The sequence below is a fragment of the Mesorhizobium sp. M0676 genome (assembly GCF_040320535.1).
GTDB lineage: Bacteria > Pseudomonadota > Alphaproteobacteria > Rhizobiales > Rhizobiaceae > Mesorhizobium.
The window spans coordinates 1-15,968 of the sequence record NZ_JAMYPU010000055.1; the positions used below are offsets into that span (position 1 = coordinate 1).

At 63.7% G+C, this 15,968-nt stretch carries 12 protein-coding genes; 7 read left to right on the forward strand and 5 right to left on the reverse strand.

Annotated elements, in window-relative coordinates:
• Positions 1 to 164: 164 nt before the first annotated feature.
• Complete coding sequence (locus tag NKI35_RS30475) at positions 165 to 4,955, reverse strand: NAD-glutamate dehydrogenase (RefSeq protein WP_352742460.1); 4,791 nt, start codon at positions 4,953 to 4,955, stop codon at positions 165 to 167.
• A 131-nt stretch (positions 4,956 to 5,086) separates the two neighbouring features.
• Between NKI35_RS30475 and NKI35_RS30480 the strand changes: the two genes are divergently transcribed.
• Positions 5,087 to 5,650 carry a peroxidase-related enzyme gene (locus NKI35_RS30480; protein ID WP_023681420.1) on the forward strand — a complete coding sequence of 188 codons (564 nt, stop codon included), beginning with the start codon at positions 5,087 to 5,089 and terminating at the stop codon, positions 5,648 to 5,650.
• Positions 5,651 to 5,676: 26 nt separating this feature from the next.
• Here NKI35_RS30480 and NKI35_RS30485 read toward each other — a convergent pair whose 3' ends face one another.
• On the reverse strand, positions 5,677 to 6,288 hold the full coding sequence (locus tag NKI35_RS30485; RefSeq protein ID WP_023745360.1) for a LysE family translocator: 612 nt from the start codon (positions 6,286 to 6,288) through the stop codon (positions 5,677 to 5,679).
• Positions 6,289 to 6,430: 142 nt separating this feature from the next.
• On the opposite strand from NKI35_RS30485, the gene NKI35_RS30490 reads away from it, so the two are divergent.
• Together NKI35_RS30490 and NKI35_RS30495 are read left to right on the forward strand one after the other, a co-directional pair.
• Entirely contained in the window at positions 6,431 to 7,465 is a 1,035-nt protein-coding gene (locus NKI35_RS30490; RefSeq protein ID WP_023824314.1) for an L-idonate 5-dehydrogenase, read from the forward strand.
• Between the two features lie 342 nt (positions 7,466 to 7,807).
• Positions 7,808 to 8,434 (forward strand): DUF1062 domain-containing protein, encoded by a 627-nt coding sequence (locus tag NKI35_RS30495; protein ID WP_023726104.1) that lies wholly within the window; start codon positions 7,808 to 7,810, stop codon positions 8,432 to 8,434.
• A gap of 59 nt (positions 8,435 to 8,493) precedes the next feature.
• Here NKI35_RS30495 and typA read toward each other — a convergent pair whose 3' ends face one another.
• Positions 8,494 to 10,323: a translational GTPase TypA gene (gene typA / locus NKI35_RS30500; RefSeq protein ID WP_023681424.1), complete on the reverse strand. Its 1,830-nt coding sequence runs from the start codon at positions 10,321 to 10,323 to the stop codon at positions 8,494 to 8,496.
• A 143-nt stretch (positions 10,324 to 10,466) separates the two neighbouring features.
• Here typA and NKI35_RS30505 point away from each other — a divergent pair, with 143 nt between their 5' ends.
• A complete protein-coding gene (locus NKI35_RS30505; RefSeq protein WP_023704968.1) occupies positions 10,467 to 10,799 on the forward strand; it encodes a hypothetical protein in 333 nt (110 codons plus the stop codon).
• 47 nt (positions 10,800 to 10,846) lie between these two features.
• Here NKI35_RS30505 and NKI35_RS30510 read toward each other — a convergent pair whose 3' ends face one another.
• Both NKI35_RS30510 and NKI35_RS30515 read right to left on the reverse strand, forming a co-directional pair.
• Positions 10,847 to 12,421: an alkaline phosphatase D family protein gene (locus NKI35_RS30510; RefSeq protein ID WP_023700189.1), complete on the reverse strand. Its 1,575-nt coding sequence runs from the start codon at positions 12,419 to 12,421 to the stop codon at positions 10,847 to 10,849.
• A gap of 260 nt (positions 12,422 to 12,681) precedes the next feature.
• The gene (locus NKI35_RS30515; protein ID WP_023835196.1) at positions 12,682 to 13,965 is read right to left on the reverse strand and encodes an MFS transporter; all 1,284 of its coding nucleotides are present in this window, start codon (positions 13,963 to 13,965) and stop codon (positions 12,682 to 12,684) included.
• A gap of 73 nt (positions 13,966 to 14,038) precedes the next feature.
• Between NKI35_RS30515 and NKI35_RS30520 the strand changes: the two genes are divergently transcribed.
• From NKI35_RS30520 to NKI35_RS30530, 3 genes are all read left to right on the forward strand, one after another.
• Positions 14,039 to 14,656: a TetR/AcrR family transcriptional regulator gene (locus NKI35_RS30520; protein WP_352742463.1), complete on the forward strand. Its 618-nt coding sequence runs from the start codon at positions 14,039 to 14,041 to the stop codon at positions 14,654 to 14,656.
• Between the two features lie 96 nt (positions 14,657 to 14,752).
• Positions 14,753 to 15,175, forward strand: coding sequence for a hypothetical protein (locus NKI35_RS30525; RefSeq protein ID WP_352742465.1), 423 nt, complete (start codon positions 14,753 to 14,755; stop codon positions 15,173 to 15,175).
• Between the two features lie 26 nt (positions 15,176 to 15,201).
• Positions 15,202 to 15,795, forward strand: a complete 594-nt coding sequence (locus NKI35_RS30530) for a hypothetical protein (protein ID WP_023681429.1) — start codon at positions 15,202 to 15,204, stop codon at positions 15,793 to 15,795.
• The last annotated feature ends 173 nt before the right edge of the window (positions 15,796 to 15,968 follow it).

The following is a 15,968-nucleotide window of genomic DNA, read 5'->3' on the forward strand; positions in this document are numbered from 1 at the left end:
CCCCCGCTGCACCCCTCCAGAAGGACGCCACCACCGCCCCCGGCCCCCCCCGTCCCCGTGGGGGGCTGGCGGCCCCGCGGGTCGGGGGGGGGGCCGGTGCCGCACCCCCACCCCGCTGCTTCGCAGCGACCCTCCCCACAAGGGGGAGGGTAAAGTCCCGAGCCTCACATCCCCGTCAGATCGCTCATCAGCCCCGAAGCCACCGACAGCCTGGACACGGTGATATCCCCGCCTTCGGTCAGCGCCTGCAGCCGCTCGCGGATGCGCGCCACGCGCTCGCCTCCGGCTTCCAGCCAGGCCGCCACAGGATCCCCCGTCCCGGCATGGCCGGCGAGAGCCGCCACCGCAATGCCGCGCCGCGCCGCGCCGATCGTGTCGGTGGCGCGCGACAGCGCCAGCTGGTCGTAATAGTCCGACGGCGTGATTGAACGCGCCGCCTCTTCGACGCGCGGAATGCGGAAGGCATCGCTGACGGCGAAGAACGCCTTGGCCGAGGCGACGACGTCGGCATTGGCCGTGCGCGCCGTCAGTGCGATGTCGGGGATCAGTCCCGCCACATCGGCCATTGCCAGCTGCCCGGCGAGCTTTTCGGGGGCGCCGGCCTTGAACAGGCCATACCGCCTCTCCTCGACCCGCTCGCGCGAGAAGGCCGGTAGCAGCGAGAGCAGCTTCGGCTCCAGCGCCATGCGCGCCTCTTGCAGTTCGGCAATGCGCTGGCCGAGCGCTGCGGTGCCGGCATCGTTCTTCAGATACCAGCCGCTGGTCACGAAGATAAGCCGGCTGACGGACTGGTAGAGATCGAGCTGCGCCTGGCCGTCGATGTGGCTGTCCAGCGCATCGATCTCCTGATAGAGCGCCGGCAACGCGAAGCCGTCGCGCACCACGGCGAAGGTGCGCACCACGTCGGCCGCGCTGCGCCCCGTGGCTTCCTGCAGCCGGTTGACGAATGACGGTCCGCCGCGATTGACGAGATCGTTGGCGACGACGCGGGCGATGATTTCGCGGCGCAGCCGGTGGCCATGGATCTCGGCCGCATATTTCTTCGCCATCCGGTCAGGGAAATAGCCCATCAGATCGCGGTCGAAATGCGCGTCGTCAGGCACGTCGCTGGCGACGATGTCGGAAAACAGCACGATCTTGGCATAGGCGAGCAGCACGCCAAGCTCCGCCCGGGTCAGCGGCTCGCCACGCGCCTCGCGCTCGGCAAGGGCGGCCGGCGACGGCAGCGTCTCGACAGCGCGGTCGAGCAGGCCCCGAGCCTCCAGCGCCGCCATGAACCGGCTCTGGTGCGCGATGTCGGCAAGGCCGCGCTTGCGGGCGATGGAAAGCGCCAGCGTCTGTTCGTAATTGTTGGACAGCACGAGGCCGGCGACCTCGTCGGTCATCTCGGCCAGCAGCTTGTTGCGCGCCGGCCGGGTCAGCGATCCCTTGCGCATGGCGGACGCCAGCGCGATCTTGATGTTGACCTCGACGTCGGAGCAGTTGACGCCGCCGGAATTGTCGATGGCATCGGAGTTGCAGCGACCGCCATTCATGCCGAATTCGATGCGGGCACGCTGCGTGACGCCGAGATTGGCGCCCTCGCCGATCACTTTCGCCCGCACATCGAGCGCGGTGATGCGGATGGCGTCATTGGCGCGGTCGCCGACTTCGGCATTGGTTTCGCCCGAGGCCCGTAAATACGTGCCGATGCCGCCGAACCACAGAAGGTCGACGTTCGCCTTGAGGATGGCGGTCATGATCTCGGCCGGTGTCGCGGTGGTCTTGGCGAGGCCAATCGCCGCCGCCGCTGCCGCAGGCAGCGTGATCGACTTCTGGCTGCGCGAGACGATGACGCCGCCTTCCGACAGTTTGGTCTTGTCATAGTCCTGCCAGGACGAACGCGGCAGCGCGAACATGCGCTCGCGCTCGGCCATCGACGCCACCCTGTCTGGATCGGGATCGATGAAGATGTCGCGATGGTCGAAGGCGGCGATCAGCCTGGTCTGCGGCGACAGCAGCATGCCGTTGCCGAACACGTCGCCCGACATGTCGCCGACGCCGACGACGGTGAAGGGGGTGGCCTGGATGTCGCGGTTGATCTCGCGGAAATGCCGCTTGACCGCTTCCCAGGCGCCTTTGGCGGTGATGCCCATCTTCTTGTGGTCGTAACCGGCCGAGCCGCCGCTGGCGAAGGCGTCGTCGAGCCAGAAGCCGTGGCTTTCGCTGATGGCGTTGGCGGTGTCGGAAAAGGTCGCCGTGCCCTTGTCGGCGGCGACGACGAAATAGGGATCGTCGGGGTCGCGCCTGACAACGCCGGCCGGCGGGATGACACCGTCCAGCCCGATATTGTCGGTAATCGACAACAGGCTGGAAACGAAATTCTTGTAGGCCGAGGTGCCGGCCTCGAAGATGGCGTCGCGGCCGGCGCTCATCGGCAGCTTCTTCGGATAGAAGCCGCCCTTGGCGCCGACCGGCACTATGACGGCGTTCTTGACCTGCTGCGCCTTGACCAGGCCGAGCACCTCGGTGCGGTAATCCTGGGCGCGGTCCGACCAGCGCAGGCCGCCGCGCGCAACCGGGCCGAAGCGCAGATGCACGCCCTCGACCTCGGACCCATAGACGAAGATCTCGCGCCACGGCCGCGGCGCCGGCAGGCCATCGACCGCTTGCGAGTCCAGCTTGATCGCCAGTGACTGGCCCCGCGCCTTCGTTCCCGCAACGAAATGATTGGTGCGCAACGAGGCTTCGATCAGGTTGAGATAGCGGCGGATGATGGTGTCGTCATCAATGTTGGGGACTTCCTCCAGCGCGTCCTTGATCTTGGCCTTGAGGTGCTTGGCGGCGACGACGCCTTCCGTCTCGGCGGTCGGGCCGAGACGAGCGACGAACAGTGCATGCAGGCCGCGCGCAATGTCGGGATAGCGGTTGAGCGCGGCCGCGATGAAATCCTGGCTCTGCGGGATACCGGCTTGCTGCAGGTAGCGGCCATAGGCGCGCAGAATGCTGACTTCGCCCGACCACAGGCCGGCGGTCTGGGCAAGCCCGTTATAGCTGTCATTGTCGATGTCGCCGCGCCAGACCGACAGGAACGCGTCCTCGAACAGCGCGCCGCCATCGCTGAGGTCGATCGGCTTGCCGTAGCTGTTCTCCAGCTCCATGTCGTGGACGAAGACGGTGTCGCCGCCGTCCTCGCCAACTTCGAAGGTGCGCTCGCTGATGACGCGGAAGCCGATGTTTTCCAGCACCGGCACGCGACGCGACAGCGCTACCGGGCTGCCGTGGTGGTAGATCTTCAGCGCTGCCTGATGCGGTTTCTGCTCGGCATGGCGGTAATAGTCGATGGCGATCGGGTTGGCGGTGCTGATGCCGGCGATGCGCCCCGCATCCTTCAGCGCGACGGCCGCGCTGAAGGAATCGCGATAGCTCTCAGGCAGACGCGCGGCGATCGCCTTCAGCGATGGATCGCCGCCGACGGCTTCCGCAGCTTCGGCCAGCGCGTCGTCCCAGGTTCGCACGATATCGCGGATCGCCGCTTCGATCGCCGCCTGCTCGACCTTCGGCGTCTTGCCGCCCGAGCGGCCGATGATGAAATGCACACGCGCCAGCCCGCCCTCCGGAAACGCCGGATAATAAGCCGACAAACGGCCCTCGAAGACGGTCTTGAGATAGGTGCCGATCTTCTCGCGCACGACGCTGTCATAGCGGTCGCGCGGCACGAAGACGAGGATCGAGACGAAGCGGTCGAACTGGTCGGCGCGCACCAGCGCCCGCACCCGCGGCCGCTCGACCAGGCCGAGAATGGCGGCGGCGTGCTTTTTCAGGACCGGCACCGGGACCTGGAACAACTCGTCGCGCGGATAGCTCTCCAGAACGTTGATCAGCGCCTTGCCGGAATGGTCGTGCCGGTCGAAGCCGGACTTGGCGATGATGGTCTCGGCCTTTGACCTCAGATACGGGATTTTCATCACCGAGCGCGTGTAGGCAGTCGAGGTGAACAGGCCGACCATGCGCAACTCGCCGGCAAGCGTGCCCTTGGCGGTGTAGGTTTTGACGCCGATATAATCGAGATAAATGCGGCGGTGCACCAGCGACTTGGCGTTGGCCTTGGTGACGATCAGCGGCTCCGGCCCATGCAGGAAGGCGCGGATTTCGGGCGTCGTCGTCACCGCCTCGGTGCCGCGCCGGAGCACCAGCACATCCGGGTCGGCGAGGATGCCGAGACCGGGTTTGTCGGCGCGCTCCAAATTGCCGCTCTCCGCGCCGCCGGAATATTTGAACTCGCGCATGCCGAGGAAAGTGAAATTGTCGTCGCGCAGCCACTCAAGGAAGGCGATGGCCTCGGCAACGCTCTTCTTGTCGAGCGGCACGGCGGAATAGCGGAATTCGGAAATCGCCTGGTCGAGACGGGCGAGCATGGGCTTCCAGTCGCTGACGGCGGCGCGCACCTGGTTGAGCATCTTGCGCAGGCGGTCGGCCAGCGCGTCGGCCTGCTCCGCCGTCAGGCGCGGAATATGGACATGGACGACGCTCAGCCGGTCGTGATTGCCATCGTCCTTGAGGGCGCCGCCGTCGCCGAGGATCTCGTCGACGCCGGCCTTGCCGTGGCGCACGACGATGACCGGATGGGTGACCAAAGTCGGTTCGCCGGCAGTTTCTGTGATCTCGCCGAGGATCGAATCGAACAGGAACGGCATGTTGTCGTTGACGACGGTGATGATCGTCATCGGGCGGCCCTCGCGGTATACGCCCGGCCCGGCATCGACGGCGACGACACTTTGGCCCTTCTTGTGGGCGGCGACCGCACGTCCTGCCAGGTCGGCGGCGCGCTCCAGGTCGGCGGCGTCATACGCGGCAATGTCTTCGGCCGGCGCGCGGGCCAGCAGATAGTCGGCGAGCCTGGCCGGCTTCCCGTCGGGTTTCACCCCGGCAGTGGCTGTTTTCTTCGGCTTAGCTGCGGATTTCACGCTCGCCATGTTGTCCTCCCGTCACATGCTTTTACGACTATGGTAGCAGATGACCGCTGTTTGGCGACAAAGGTTTGACGGCTCGATAAGAATTACAGGAATTCGACGGTCAGGCGGCGGTGAACCAGGAGGGAGACCCCATGTCGGGCAAAATCAGCGCACTTGACCTCGGTATCGCGGAACTGAGCGAGGCGACAAAAGCCTATTTCGCCAAATGCGAGGAAAAGCTCGGCCTGGTTCCCAACGTGCTTCTTGCCTATGCCTTCGACGAGAAGAAGCTGCGCGCCTTTACCGACACCTACAATGATCTGATGCTGGGTGAATCCGGCCTGTCGAAGCTGGAACGGGAGATGATCGCGGTCGTCGTTTCCTCGATCAATCACTGCTATTATTGCCTGACCGCGCATGGCGCGGCGGTGCGCCAGCTCTCCGGCGATCCGGCTCTCGGCGAGATGATGGTGATGAACTTCCGCGCTGCCAATCTTTCACCGAAACAGACGGCGATGCTCGAATTCGCCGTCAAGCTGACGGAAGAGCCGGCAAAGATCGTCGAGGCGGACAGGGAAGCACTGCGCAACGCCGGCTTCACCAACCGCGACATCTGGGACATCGCCTCGACCGCCGCCTTCTTCAACATGTCGAACCGCGTGGCGGCGGCCATCGACATGCGGCCGAACGACGAATACCACGCCATGGCGAGGTGAAAGTTTCCTTCTCCTCGTAGGAGAGGTCAACGCGCCGCGATGGCACCGGCAGCGCCGGCCATCGTCGTGGCGCTGATTCGGTTGGCGATCTTCATGGCGCGCCTGCTTTTGAGCAGCTTGCGCGCCTGTGAGGCCGCGACGACCCAGGCGAGATCGATGGCGATCAGAACCACCGCCATCGTCGCCGTCAGTTCGACCCAGCCGATGACACTCACCGAAGCGAGGTCGATGATCGTCGGCAGCAGCGCCAGATAGAACATCATGATCTTGGGATTGCCGAGCGTCACCGCCATGCCGGCAAAGAACAGTTTTGCCGGCGAATCCTCGCGCGGCATCTCGCCTTCTTTTGCGTCGACAGGTGCGGTCCACATCTTGAAGGCGAGGTAGGCGAGGTAAGCGACGCCGATCCATTTCACGACGACGAAGGCGAAATGGAAGGTCTGCGCCACGACCGCCAGCCCGAACACCGCCAGCGACAGCCAGATGCCCTCGCCGATCCACATGGCGAGCAGGAACGGGAATACGTCGCGAAAGCCTTTCGAGATGACGCGGGCGACAAGGGCTGCGATCGACGGGCCGGGCGAACCGGCGGCGACGAACAAAGCGGCAGCGAAGATCAGGAGCGAGGTGAGGTGCATGACGGAGCCTTCGAGCGTTGGATGGCGAAGAATATCCGATCGGTGGCGATTTGGCACCCTGCAGCCTAGTGGGCCAGCCGACGCGGCAAATTTCGGCGGTCAGACCTTGCCCGCGCTGGTGGTTTGAGAAAGGATCGCGGCCATGAAATCAATCGTCATCCACGCGGCAAAAGACCTTCGCATCGAAGAGACCGATCCTGGCGCGCCTGGCGCCGGACAGGTCGAAATATCGGTCGAGGCCGGCGGCATCTGCGGCTCGGACCTGCACTATTACAATCATGGCGGCTTCGGCGTGGTGCGCCTGCGCGAGCCGATGATCCTCGGCCATGAGGTCGCCGGCACGGTGAAGGCACTTGGCGCCGGCGTTTCCAGCCTTGTCGTCGGCGACCGCGTTGCGATTTCGCCCAGCCGGCCCTGCAATGCGTGCCGGTACTGCCTGCAGGGCGTGCAGAACCAATGCCTCAACATGCGATTCTACGGCAGCGCCATGCCGATGCCACATATACAGGGCGCCTTCCGCCAGTGCCTCGCCGCCGAGGCCTGGCAGTGCCACAAGATCGCCGACCATGTCTCCATCAACGAAGCCGCCTTTGCCGAGCCGTTCGCGGTAACGCTGCATGCCGTCAACCGCGCCGGCTCGCTGCTCGGCAAGCGGGTCTTGGTCACCGGCTGCGGGCCGATCGGTGCGCTCAGCATCCTTGCCGCACGTGTCCACGGCGCGCGTGAGATCGTCGTCACCGATGTCATGGACGCGGTTCTGGCCAAGGCCAACGAGATCGGCGCCGACCGCACCATCAATGTCGCCACAGATGCCGACAAGCTCGCTGGCTACAATGTCGAGAAGGGCAGTTTCGACGTCATGTTCGAATGCTCCGGCGATGAGCGCGCGGTGCGAGCCGGGCTCGATGTGCTGAAGCCGCGCGGGGTGCTCGTGCAGCTCGGCCTAGGCGGCGACATGTCGCTGCCTCAGAATCTCATCGTCGCCAAGGAGATCGAAATGCGCGGCTCCTTCCGTTTCCACGACGAGTTCGCGCTGGCCGTCGATCTGATCAACAACCGTCGCGTCGACGTCAAGCCGCTGCTGACCGGCATCTATCCGATGGACGAGGCGGTTGCGGCCTTCGAGATCGCCGGCGACCGCAACAAATCGATGAAGGTACAGATCGCCTTCGCCTGAGCATGGCGAGACACCCGCTATGAACCTTGCCCGCTCGGCATCTTATCGCTAGAAGAGCCGTCCCGACATCCATTTCGAGCTTCATTTTGCCTCAGTAACCGCCGGTCTCGCCAACTCCCCTGATCACGCTTGGCAGGGCGCCGCATTAAGCGGTGCCTGCTCAATTTCACGTGTTCCTCAGGCGGCGGTTCGAGACCGGTTTGGCACTGCTGAACCGTTGTCGCGCGCTTTGCCGCCCGTGACAGCTGATTTCCGACGTAGCTAGCTCTCGCCACGCCGTGCCCGCATGGGCATCTCGCCATTGCCGACCTGAAGAACTTCCACACTGGAAGGTCTTCCGGCTTGTCCCAACATCTCGCTATCCACTGGGCAATCGCGCCCGAAATCGCACCTCGACCCCTGATCCACTGCAACCGCTGCGGCGCCGTGAAAGCCTATCGCTGCAGCGACAAATTCCGCGTCAACGCCAATGGCAAACGCATTGATGTCTGGCTGATCTATCGCTGCATCGACTGCGACAATTCGTGGAATTTCGGCATTTTCGAACGCTGCAACCGCCGCGACATCGAACCCGCGCTGCTGGCAGCGCTCGAAAGCAACGATCCGGCCCTCGCCCGCCGCCATGCCTTCGATGTCGCGGCTTTGCGAAACCGAGTCGGCCGCGTCGAGGAGTTTCCCGATTTCGCCGTTCACAAACACCGGCTCGGCGGCGAAGGCGAACCCGCAGCCGCGCTTGAAATCAGGCTTGGGCTGGAAATGCCGACATCGCTGCGGCTAGACCGTCTGCTCGCCGGCGAACTCGGCATCTCGCGATCAAGGCTTCAGGCGCTGGAGGAGAAACGATTGCTGTTTGTCGTTTCCGAAGGCGCCAGGGCTTTGCGCAAGCCGGCTCGCGATGGCACGATCGTGCGAATTGATCTCTCCGGCGAAGCCGACCGAGAAACCATCATCTCAAGGGCGAGCAGATAATCGAAATAGGGCGAAGCACATCGGTGCTTCGCCTCCTTCCGGATTTGGAAATCAGACGATTACGCCGCGCCCACAACCTTGGCCGACTTCTCGAAGCGCTTGCGCTCGTTCGGGTCGAGATAGAGCTTGCGCAGGCGGATGGTCTTAGGCGTCACCTCGACCAGCTCGTCGTCCTGGATCCAGGCCAGCGCGCGCTCCAGCGTCATGCGGATCGGCGGCGTCAGCTTCACCGCCTCGTCCTTGCCGGCGGCGCGGATGTTGGTCAGCTTCTTGCCCTTCAGCACGTTCACTTCGAGGTCGTTGTCACGGCTATGGATGCCGATGATCATGCCCTGATAGACCTTGACGCCCGGGTCGATGACCATCGGGCCGCGGTCTTCGAGGTTCCACATGGCATAGGCCACTGCCTCGCCCTGTTCGTTGGAGATCAGCACGCCGTTGGTGCGGCCCGGCAGTTCGCCCTTGTAGGGCTGGTAGGCGTGGAACAGCCGGTTCATCACGGCGGTGCCGCGCGTGTCGGTCAACAGTTCCGACTGGTAGCCGATCAGTCCGCGCGTCGGCGCGTGGAAGACGATGCGCTGACGGTTGCCGCCCGAAGGCCGCAGCTCGACCATCTCGGCCTTGCGCTCCGACATCTTCTGCACGACGATGCCGGCGTGCTCCTCGTCGACGTCGATGACGACTTCCTCGACCGGCTCCAGCAATTCACCGTTCTCGCCCTTCTGCATGACGACGCGCGGACGCGACACGGCGATTTCAAAGCCTTCGCGGCGCATCGTCTCGATCAGCACGGCCAGCTGCAATTCGCCACGGCCGGAAACGAAGAACGAATCCTTGTCGGGCGATTCCTCGATCTTGAGCGCGACATTGCCTTCGGCTTCGCGCAGCAGGCGGTCGCGGATGACGCGGCTGGTCACCTTGTCGCCTTCAGTGCCGGCGAGCGGCGAATCATTGACCAGGAAAGACATGGTCACGGTCGGCGGATCGATCGGTTGCGCATGCAACGCCTCGGTCACCGCCAGGTCGCAGAACGTGTCGGCGACGGTGCCTTTGGACAGGCCGGCAATGGCGACGATGTCACCCGCCTGCGCCTCTTCGATCGGCTGGCGCTCGAGGCCACGGAAAGCGAGGATCTTGGAGATGCGGCCGGTTTCGATCTGGGTGCCGTCATGGTGCAGCACCTTGACCGCCTGGTTGGACTTCAGCGTGCCGCTCTCGATACGGCCGGTAATGATGCGGCCGAGGAACGGATTGGCTTCCAGGATGGTGCCGATCATGCGGAACGGGCCGGGATGAACGGTCGGCTCCGGCACATGCTTGATGACGAGGTCGAACAGCGGCGCCAGGCCCTGGTCCTTCGGGCCTTCCGGATTTTCCGAGACCCAGCCATCGCGGCCAGAACCGTAGAGGATCGGGAAGTCGAGCTGCTCGTCGGTGGCGTCAAGCGCTGCAAACAGGTCGAACACCTCGTTGACCACTTCGACGTGGCGGGCGTCCGGACGGTCGATCTTGTTGATGACGACGATCGGCTTCAGGCCGACCTTGAGCGCCTTGCCGACGACGAACTTGGTCTGCGGCATCGGGCCTTCGGCCGCGTCGACCAGCACGATCGCCGAATCCACCATCGACAGGATGCGCTCGACCTCACCTCCGAAATCGGCGTGGCCGGGGGTGTCTACGATGTTGATGCGGGTGTCCTTCCAGTCGACCGAGGTCGCCTTGGCCAGGATGGTGATGCCGCGTTCCTTTTCGAGGTCGTTGGAATCCATGGCGCGCTCGGCGACGCGCTGATTGTCGCGGAAGGAACCGGATTGCCGCAGCAATTGGTCGACGAGGGTGGTTTTTCCATGGTCGACGTGCGCGATGATCGCGATATTACGAATTTTCATTTTGTGGTCTCGGGAGCGTTGCAGGCAGCAGGCCAAAAGGCGCCGCCTCTTTCGGTTGCGCGGCTCATACAGGGTTTTTCGCAATTGCGAAAGAGGAGGCGCACCACCAAATACTCATCAAATCTTAAGCATCTCGGTGTGAGATGGTTTTGTTAACCAAGGCGGGAACCTTTCTGGGCCCGGGTAGTTCGAAATTCATGACCGACAAACTCAACCGATTTTGGCCCCTCATCGCTTCGGTCGCATTCGCTGCCGTGCTGGCGGCCAATGCCGCTCAATCGGCCGCCACGGTGAAGGAAGCCAATCCGGCTTCGTCGCCCGACCGGACGGCCGAGCAGATGTTTGCCGACGCCCCTGATGGCGTCGACCCCGTGGTCACCGGCCCGGTCAGCGCCTCTTTCAAGCAGAGGCAGCGGGTTGCAGGCTGCGACAGCGCGGTGTGGCCGAAGATTCCGACGGTTTGCTACCCGGACTGACGGCTGCCCATTCCAGGCATAGCGATCCTTCGCACCGGCCCAAAGGCTTACGCCGACCGCACCGGATCGAGCGTCACCTTGTAAAGCTCGATGTCGTCGCGATCCATCAGCCGCACGGTCAGCTGCTCTGTCGCCCCTGAAATGTCCACCAGGCCAAAGAACTGCAGGCCGGCCGAGGGTGGCAGGTTCTGGCCCTGTTCGGTGGTCGGCGCCTTGATGAATTTCAGCTCCGGGCCGAAGGTCATGTCGAAATCATTGGGACCGAAGGTACCGGCGTGGATCGGGCCCGAGACGAATTCCCAGAAAGGATTGAAATCCTGGAACCGCGCCTTGTCGGGGTTGTAATAGTGCGCCGCCGTGTAGTGGACATCGGCGGTCAACCAGACCGTGTTGGTGATGCCGGCAGTCTTGATGTAGCGCAACAGGTCGGCGATCTCGAGCTCGCGGCCTTTGGGCAGGCCATTGTCGCCATTGCTGATGGCTTCCGCGCCGACCTTCTTGGCGCCGTCGTCCCAGACGACGAGGCCGAGCGGCATGTCGGCGGCAATGATCTTCCAGGTCGCCCTGGAATTCGTCAGCTCGCGCTTCAGCCATTTCGTCTGCTGTTCGCCCAGCATGCGTGACTGCGGCGTCATGTCCTCCTGCATGTCGGGGCCGTTCGGGCCGCGATAGGAGCGCATGTCGAGGAAGAACACGTCGAGCAGCGGCCCATGCGCGATCTTGCGGTAGACGCGGCCGGGCTCGGACGGCTCGTAGCGGATCGTCGTCATCTCATGGAAGGCGCGCGCCGCACGCGCCGCGAGCACATGGATGGATTTTTCGGTGTAGCGGCTGTCGGCGCCGAGATTCTTCGAATCCGACCAGTTGTTCAGCACCTCGTGATCGTCCCACTGGTAGAAGGTCGGGCAGATGGCGCTCAAGGCCAGAACGTTTTTGTCCATCATGTTGTATTTCCACTGGTCGCGGTACTCATCCAGCGTCTCGGCCACCTTGCGCTTGCCGTCGATCAGGACGACGTTTTTCCACTTGCCGCCGCCAGGCAGGTCTACCTCGTCCTTCATGGCGCCATCGGCATAGATGGTGTCGCCGGAATGCAGGAAGAAATCCGGCGTGTGCCTGGCGATGGTGGCGTAGGTTTTCATGCCGGTCTCATCGATTCCCCAGCCCTGGCCGGCCGTGTCGCCCGACCAGGCGAATTTTATGTCGCGCTTCGAGGCGGGTGCTGTGCGGAAACGGCCGACGATCGGTTCGGAAACGGCGTTGATATCCGACAGGTCGGCGGCAGTCATCCGGTAGAAGATATCCTGGTCGGAGGCGAGGTCGGTAAGCAGGCGCTTGACCGTGAAGTCGCTGGCCGGCGAGGTATCGAGCGGCGCCAGCCGCGTCGCATTGGCGAAGTTTTCCGTCGACGACACTTCGAACATGACGCGCGAAGGCCGGTCGGTGCGCGTCCACACCATGCCGCTCGAGGCATCGACATCGCCGGACTGGACGCCATGGGTGAAGGCCGGGCGCTGGCTGGCGCGCGAATAATAGGGCAAAGCGAGCCCCGATGCGCCGAGCAGACCGGCGGCGCTGGCAGAGGTGACGAAAGCGCGGCGGGTCAACGAGATCTTGTTCATGGCTGTCTCCTGATGGCTTCGAACGGTGCCAGCAAGCTCCAGCTTCAATGTTTCAGCCACATCCCGGGAAGATGAAACTTTGATAACAATCGACAGGTGATCTCCGCCCTTGAGGGGGGAGATGTCGCCGAAGGCGACAGAAGGGGGTCGCCTCGCTTGGAGCGCCGACCTCTGCGCAAGAGGCTGAGTCCGGTCGCACGGACCCCCTCTGGCCGCTTCGCGGCCATCTCCCCCCTGAGGGGGGAGATTAGTACCGCGCCTTACGCCGCTTGCGGCTCCGGATCGAAAGCCGGCCTGCTCGTATTGATCAGCAGCGACAGACACGCAGCCACGATCGCCGTCATGCCGGCGATCAGGAAAGCCAGTTCGTAATTGCCCTGCAATTCGCGCATGGTGCCGCCGAAGGCGGCGGCGGTGGCGGCGCCGACTTGGTGGCCGGCTACGATCCAGCCGAACACGATCGGGCCGCTGCGGTCACCGAAGGCCTCGTTGGCGAGCCTGAGCGTCGGCGGCACGGTGGCGATCCAGTCGAGACCGTAGAGCACCGCGAAGATGATCAGGCTGGTCGCCGAGAAGCCGGAATAGGGCAGATAGATCAGCGCCAGACCGCGAATGCCGTAGTAGACGCCGAGCAGCTTGCGCGGGTCGAAACGGTCGGTGAGCCAGCCCGAGAGCGTCGTCCCGATCAGGTCGAAAATGCCCATAAGCGACAGCAGGCCCGCGGCCTGTACCTCGGGGATGCCCATATCGCCGCAGAAGGAGATCAGATGCGTGCCGACCAGCCCGTTGGTGGTGAAGCCGCAGATGAAGAAGGTGGCGAACAGATACCAGAAGACGCGGGTGCCGGCAGCGCGGCGCAGCGTGTTGAGCGTATGCGCCAGGAAATTGCCTTGCGATGCCGGCGATACCGGCGGCACGTCATCGGCCCCGGCGCCATAGCGCACCATGCCGATCGAAGCGGGACGCTCCGGAACCAACAGCCAGACCAGCGGCAGAAGACAGGCGGTGGCGATCGAGACGGCGGTAGCGACGGGCTGCCAGCCGCCCGACTGGGCGAGCGATGCCAGCAGCGGCAGGAACACCAAGAGGCCGGTGGCGCTGGAGGCCGACATCAGCCCCATCACCAAGCCGCGATTGGTCTTGAACCAGCGGTTGACGATGGTGGCGCCGAGCACGGTGGCGACCGCGCCGGAGCCGATGCCGGAAAACACGCCCCAGGTGAGGAACAGGTGCCATGGCTCGGTCATCAGCAGGCTGAGCGCGGTCGAGCCCGACATGATCACAAGCGAGGCAAGCAGCGTGCGGCGCAAGCCGATACGCTCCATCAATGCGGCGGCAAACGGCCCGGTCAGGCCGTAAAGGAAGATGCCGATCGCGGCGGCAATCGAAACCGTATCGCGCCCCCAGCCGAAGCTTTTATCCAACGGCAGCATCATCACCGAGGGTGCGGAACGAAGCCCGGCCGCGATCAACAGGCAGAGGAAGATGACGCCAACCACGACGAAAGCGTAGCGCTGGCCAAACGGACGGGATTGAGCTATCATGTTACTGACCGGTACGTTGCAGGGTGAGGACCTGTATACGTACCGATCGGTAACACGTCAATCGAGTCATACCATGCCAACGGACAAAAATTTTGAACTGACCATCAAGGACGGTCATGCAGTGGCACCGCCCAAGGCTGCCAAGAAAATCCTCGACGTGGCGTACGACCTGTTCTACCGCCGCGGCATCCGGGCGATCGGCGTCGACGAGATCGTCAAGCGCGCCGGCGTCACCAAGCCCAGCCTCTACCGCAGCTTTCCCTCCAAGGACGAGCTCGCCGCTTCCTATCTCAGGCAATATGACCGTGAGTATTGGGAGCGTTTCGACGAAGCCGTGGCTGCCCACCCCGGCGACCCGCGCGCACAGCTCAGGGCTTTCCTGACTCGCGTCGGCAAGCGCACGCAAAGGCCGGACTATCGCGGCTGCGGCATGACCAACGCGGCGGTGGAATATCCCGAACATGGCCATCCGGCGCGCGTCGTCAGCGAGGCCAACAAGCAGGAGTTGCGCCACCGCCTGCGCGCGATGGCCGCAGCGATGGGCGCTAAAGACCCTGAGACGCTCGGCGACGGCCTGCTGCTGTTGATCGAAGGCGCCTATATCAGTGGCCAGCTCTTCGGCCTCGGCGGCCCGGCGGCAGCGGTCGCCCGCAACGCCGACCTGCTGATCGAGGCGAGCTTGAAGAAATAGACCTCTTGCGATCCATTCCAACCGCAAGCAATATCGCTGTCATGTCAGCGATCAAAACAGAATCGCAGGTAACGACTTGAACATTGCTCAGACGATTTGGACGATCTCAAAAAAATGTTCGGGATCAATTACATGAAGCGGGGCGACCTGGCGTTGATCTCGCACGAGGAAAAGAGGGATATTGCCACGGTCTTCGACCTGAACGAGCACAGGGTCAAGGAGGCCGTTCTGCGCAGAGTGCTTTTTCTGTTTTTGGTCGCATCGGTTGCGATGTATGTTGGGATGTATTTCGACGGCAAGGCACACGGCATTACCCAAACGGCGCGCATTCTGATCGCGTCGATAAGCGCAGTCGCTTTGGTATTTTTATACCTGGATGTTTTTGTTCCCGTCGTCCTGCTTGCCGCCTGCGCGTCACTCCTCGCAATCTGCTGGATGGACTACCAGGCGTTCGTTGCAGCCGCTTCGTTTTCCGCTTTGTACGCGCTATATTTTTTTGCGAGGCTCAGAGCCCGATAGCGAAATAACCACAGGGATTATTCGCCATGCGCGCTCTTCTGCTCTCGCTTGCCCTTGCCGGCCTCTGCCAGGTCGCCCATGCCGACGGAATATCCAGCGTCTACACCGACCTCGACTCGCAAAAGGATTGCGTCACCTATGCGCAGGCCGAGGAAGGTGACGGCGACTGGGCCGAACTCGCCTGCTCCGGCTATCGCGGCTATCCCGTGCTGATCGCCTATGACGATGCGCGTGAATCGCTGTTCTACGGGTTTCCGCCCGGCGGCGAGATGACCTCGGTCTGGGAGAGCTTTTCCGGCTTCAACTCGTCCGGCGCCAGGGTCGAATGGCGCATCGAGACCAAGGGCGACGTTGCCGTTCCCTTTGCCGTCATCCACCGCCGCTCGATCAGCAATCCCGAGGACGAGAACAAGCCGACCGAAGTGCTGCTCGTCGCCAAGGTCGCCCAGATGGAAGCCCGCGACGGCTGCACCATCGGCCTCGTGCTGGCCACCGGCAACCCGCAGGCCAACGACCAGGCGCGCAAGCTGGCGGACGAAAAGGCGAAGAGTTTCGCCTGTGGCAAGGACAAGCACACCGTCATCGGCAACGTCCCGGCTTTTGGCAGGGTGGATAACTAGCCACGTGGGTGCAAGGCACCCCCCTCTGCCCTGCCGGGCATCTCCCCCTCAAGGGGGGAGATTGGCAGCTTCGCTGGCGGCGCTTTTTCTTTGGGCGCGGTAAATTGAGGAAAGCCGTTGCGACATACGATCTCCCCCCTTGAGGGGGAGGTGGCCGGCGGGGCAGCGGGGGG

Bases quoted from the DNA above. Each gene is read 5' to 3' on its own strand.
- typA (WP_023681424.1), bottom strand. From the start codon at position 10,323: ATGAAAATTCGTAATATCGCGATCATCGCGCACGTCGACCATGGAAAA.
- NKI35_RS30485 (WP_023745360.1), bottom strand. From the start codon at position 6,288: ATGCACCTCACCTCGCTCCTGATCTTCGCTGCCGCTTTGTTCGTCGCC.
- NKI35_RS30520 (WP_352742463.1), top strand. From the start codon at position 14,039: ATGCCAACGGACAAAAATTTTGAACTGACCATCAAGGACGGTCATGCA.
- NKI35_RS30505 (WP_023704968.1), top strand. From the start codon at position 10,467: ATGGTTTTGTTAACCAAGGCGGGAACCTTTCTGGGCCCGGGTAGTTCG.
- NKI35_RS30480 (WP_023681420.1), top strand. From the start codon at position 5,087: ATGTCGGGCAAAATCAGCGCACTTGACCTCGGTATCGCGGAACTGAGC.
- NKI35_RS30530 (WP_023681429.1), top strand. From the start codon at position 15,202: ATGCGCGCTCTTCTGCTCTCGCTTGCCCTTGCCGGCCTCTGCCAGGTC.
- NKI35_RS30475 (WP_352742460.1), bottom strand. From the start codon at position 4,955: ATGGCGAGCGTGAAATCCGCAGCTAAGCCGAAGAAAACAGCCACTGCC.
- NKI35_RS30490 (WP_023824314.1), top strand. From the start codon at position 6,431: ATGAAATCAATCGTCATCCACGCGGCAAAAGACCTTCGCATCGAAGAG.
- NKI35_RS30515 (WP_023835196.1), bottom strand. From the start codon at position 13,965: ATGATAGCTCAATCCCGTCCGTTTGGCCAGCGCTACGCTTTCGTCGTG.
- NKI35_RS30510 (WP_023700189.1), bottom strand. From the start codon at position 12,421: ATGAACAAGATCTCGTTGACCCGCCGCGCTTTCGTCACCTCTGCCAGC.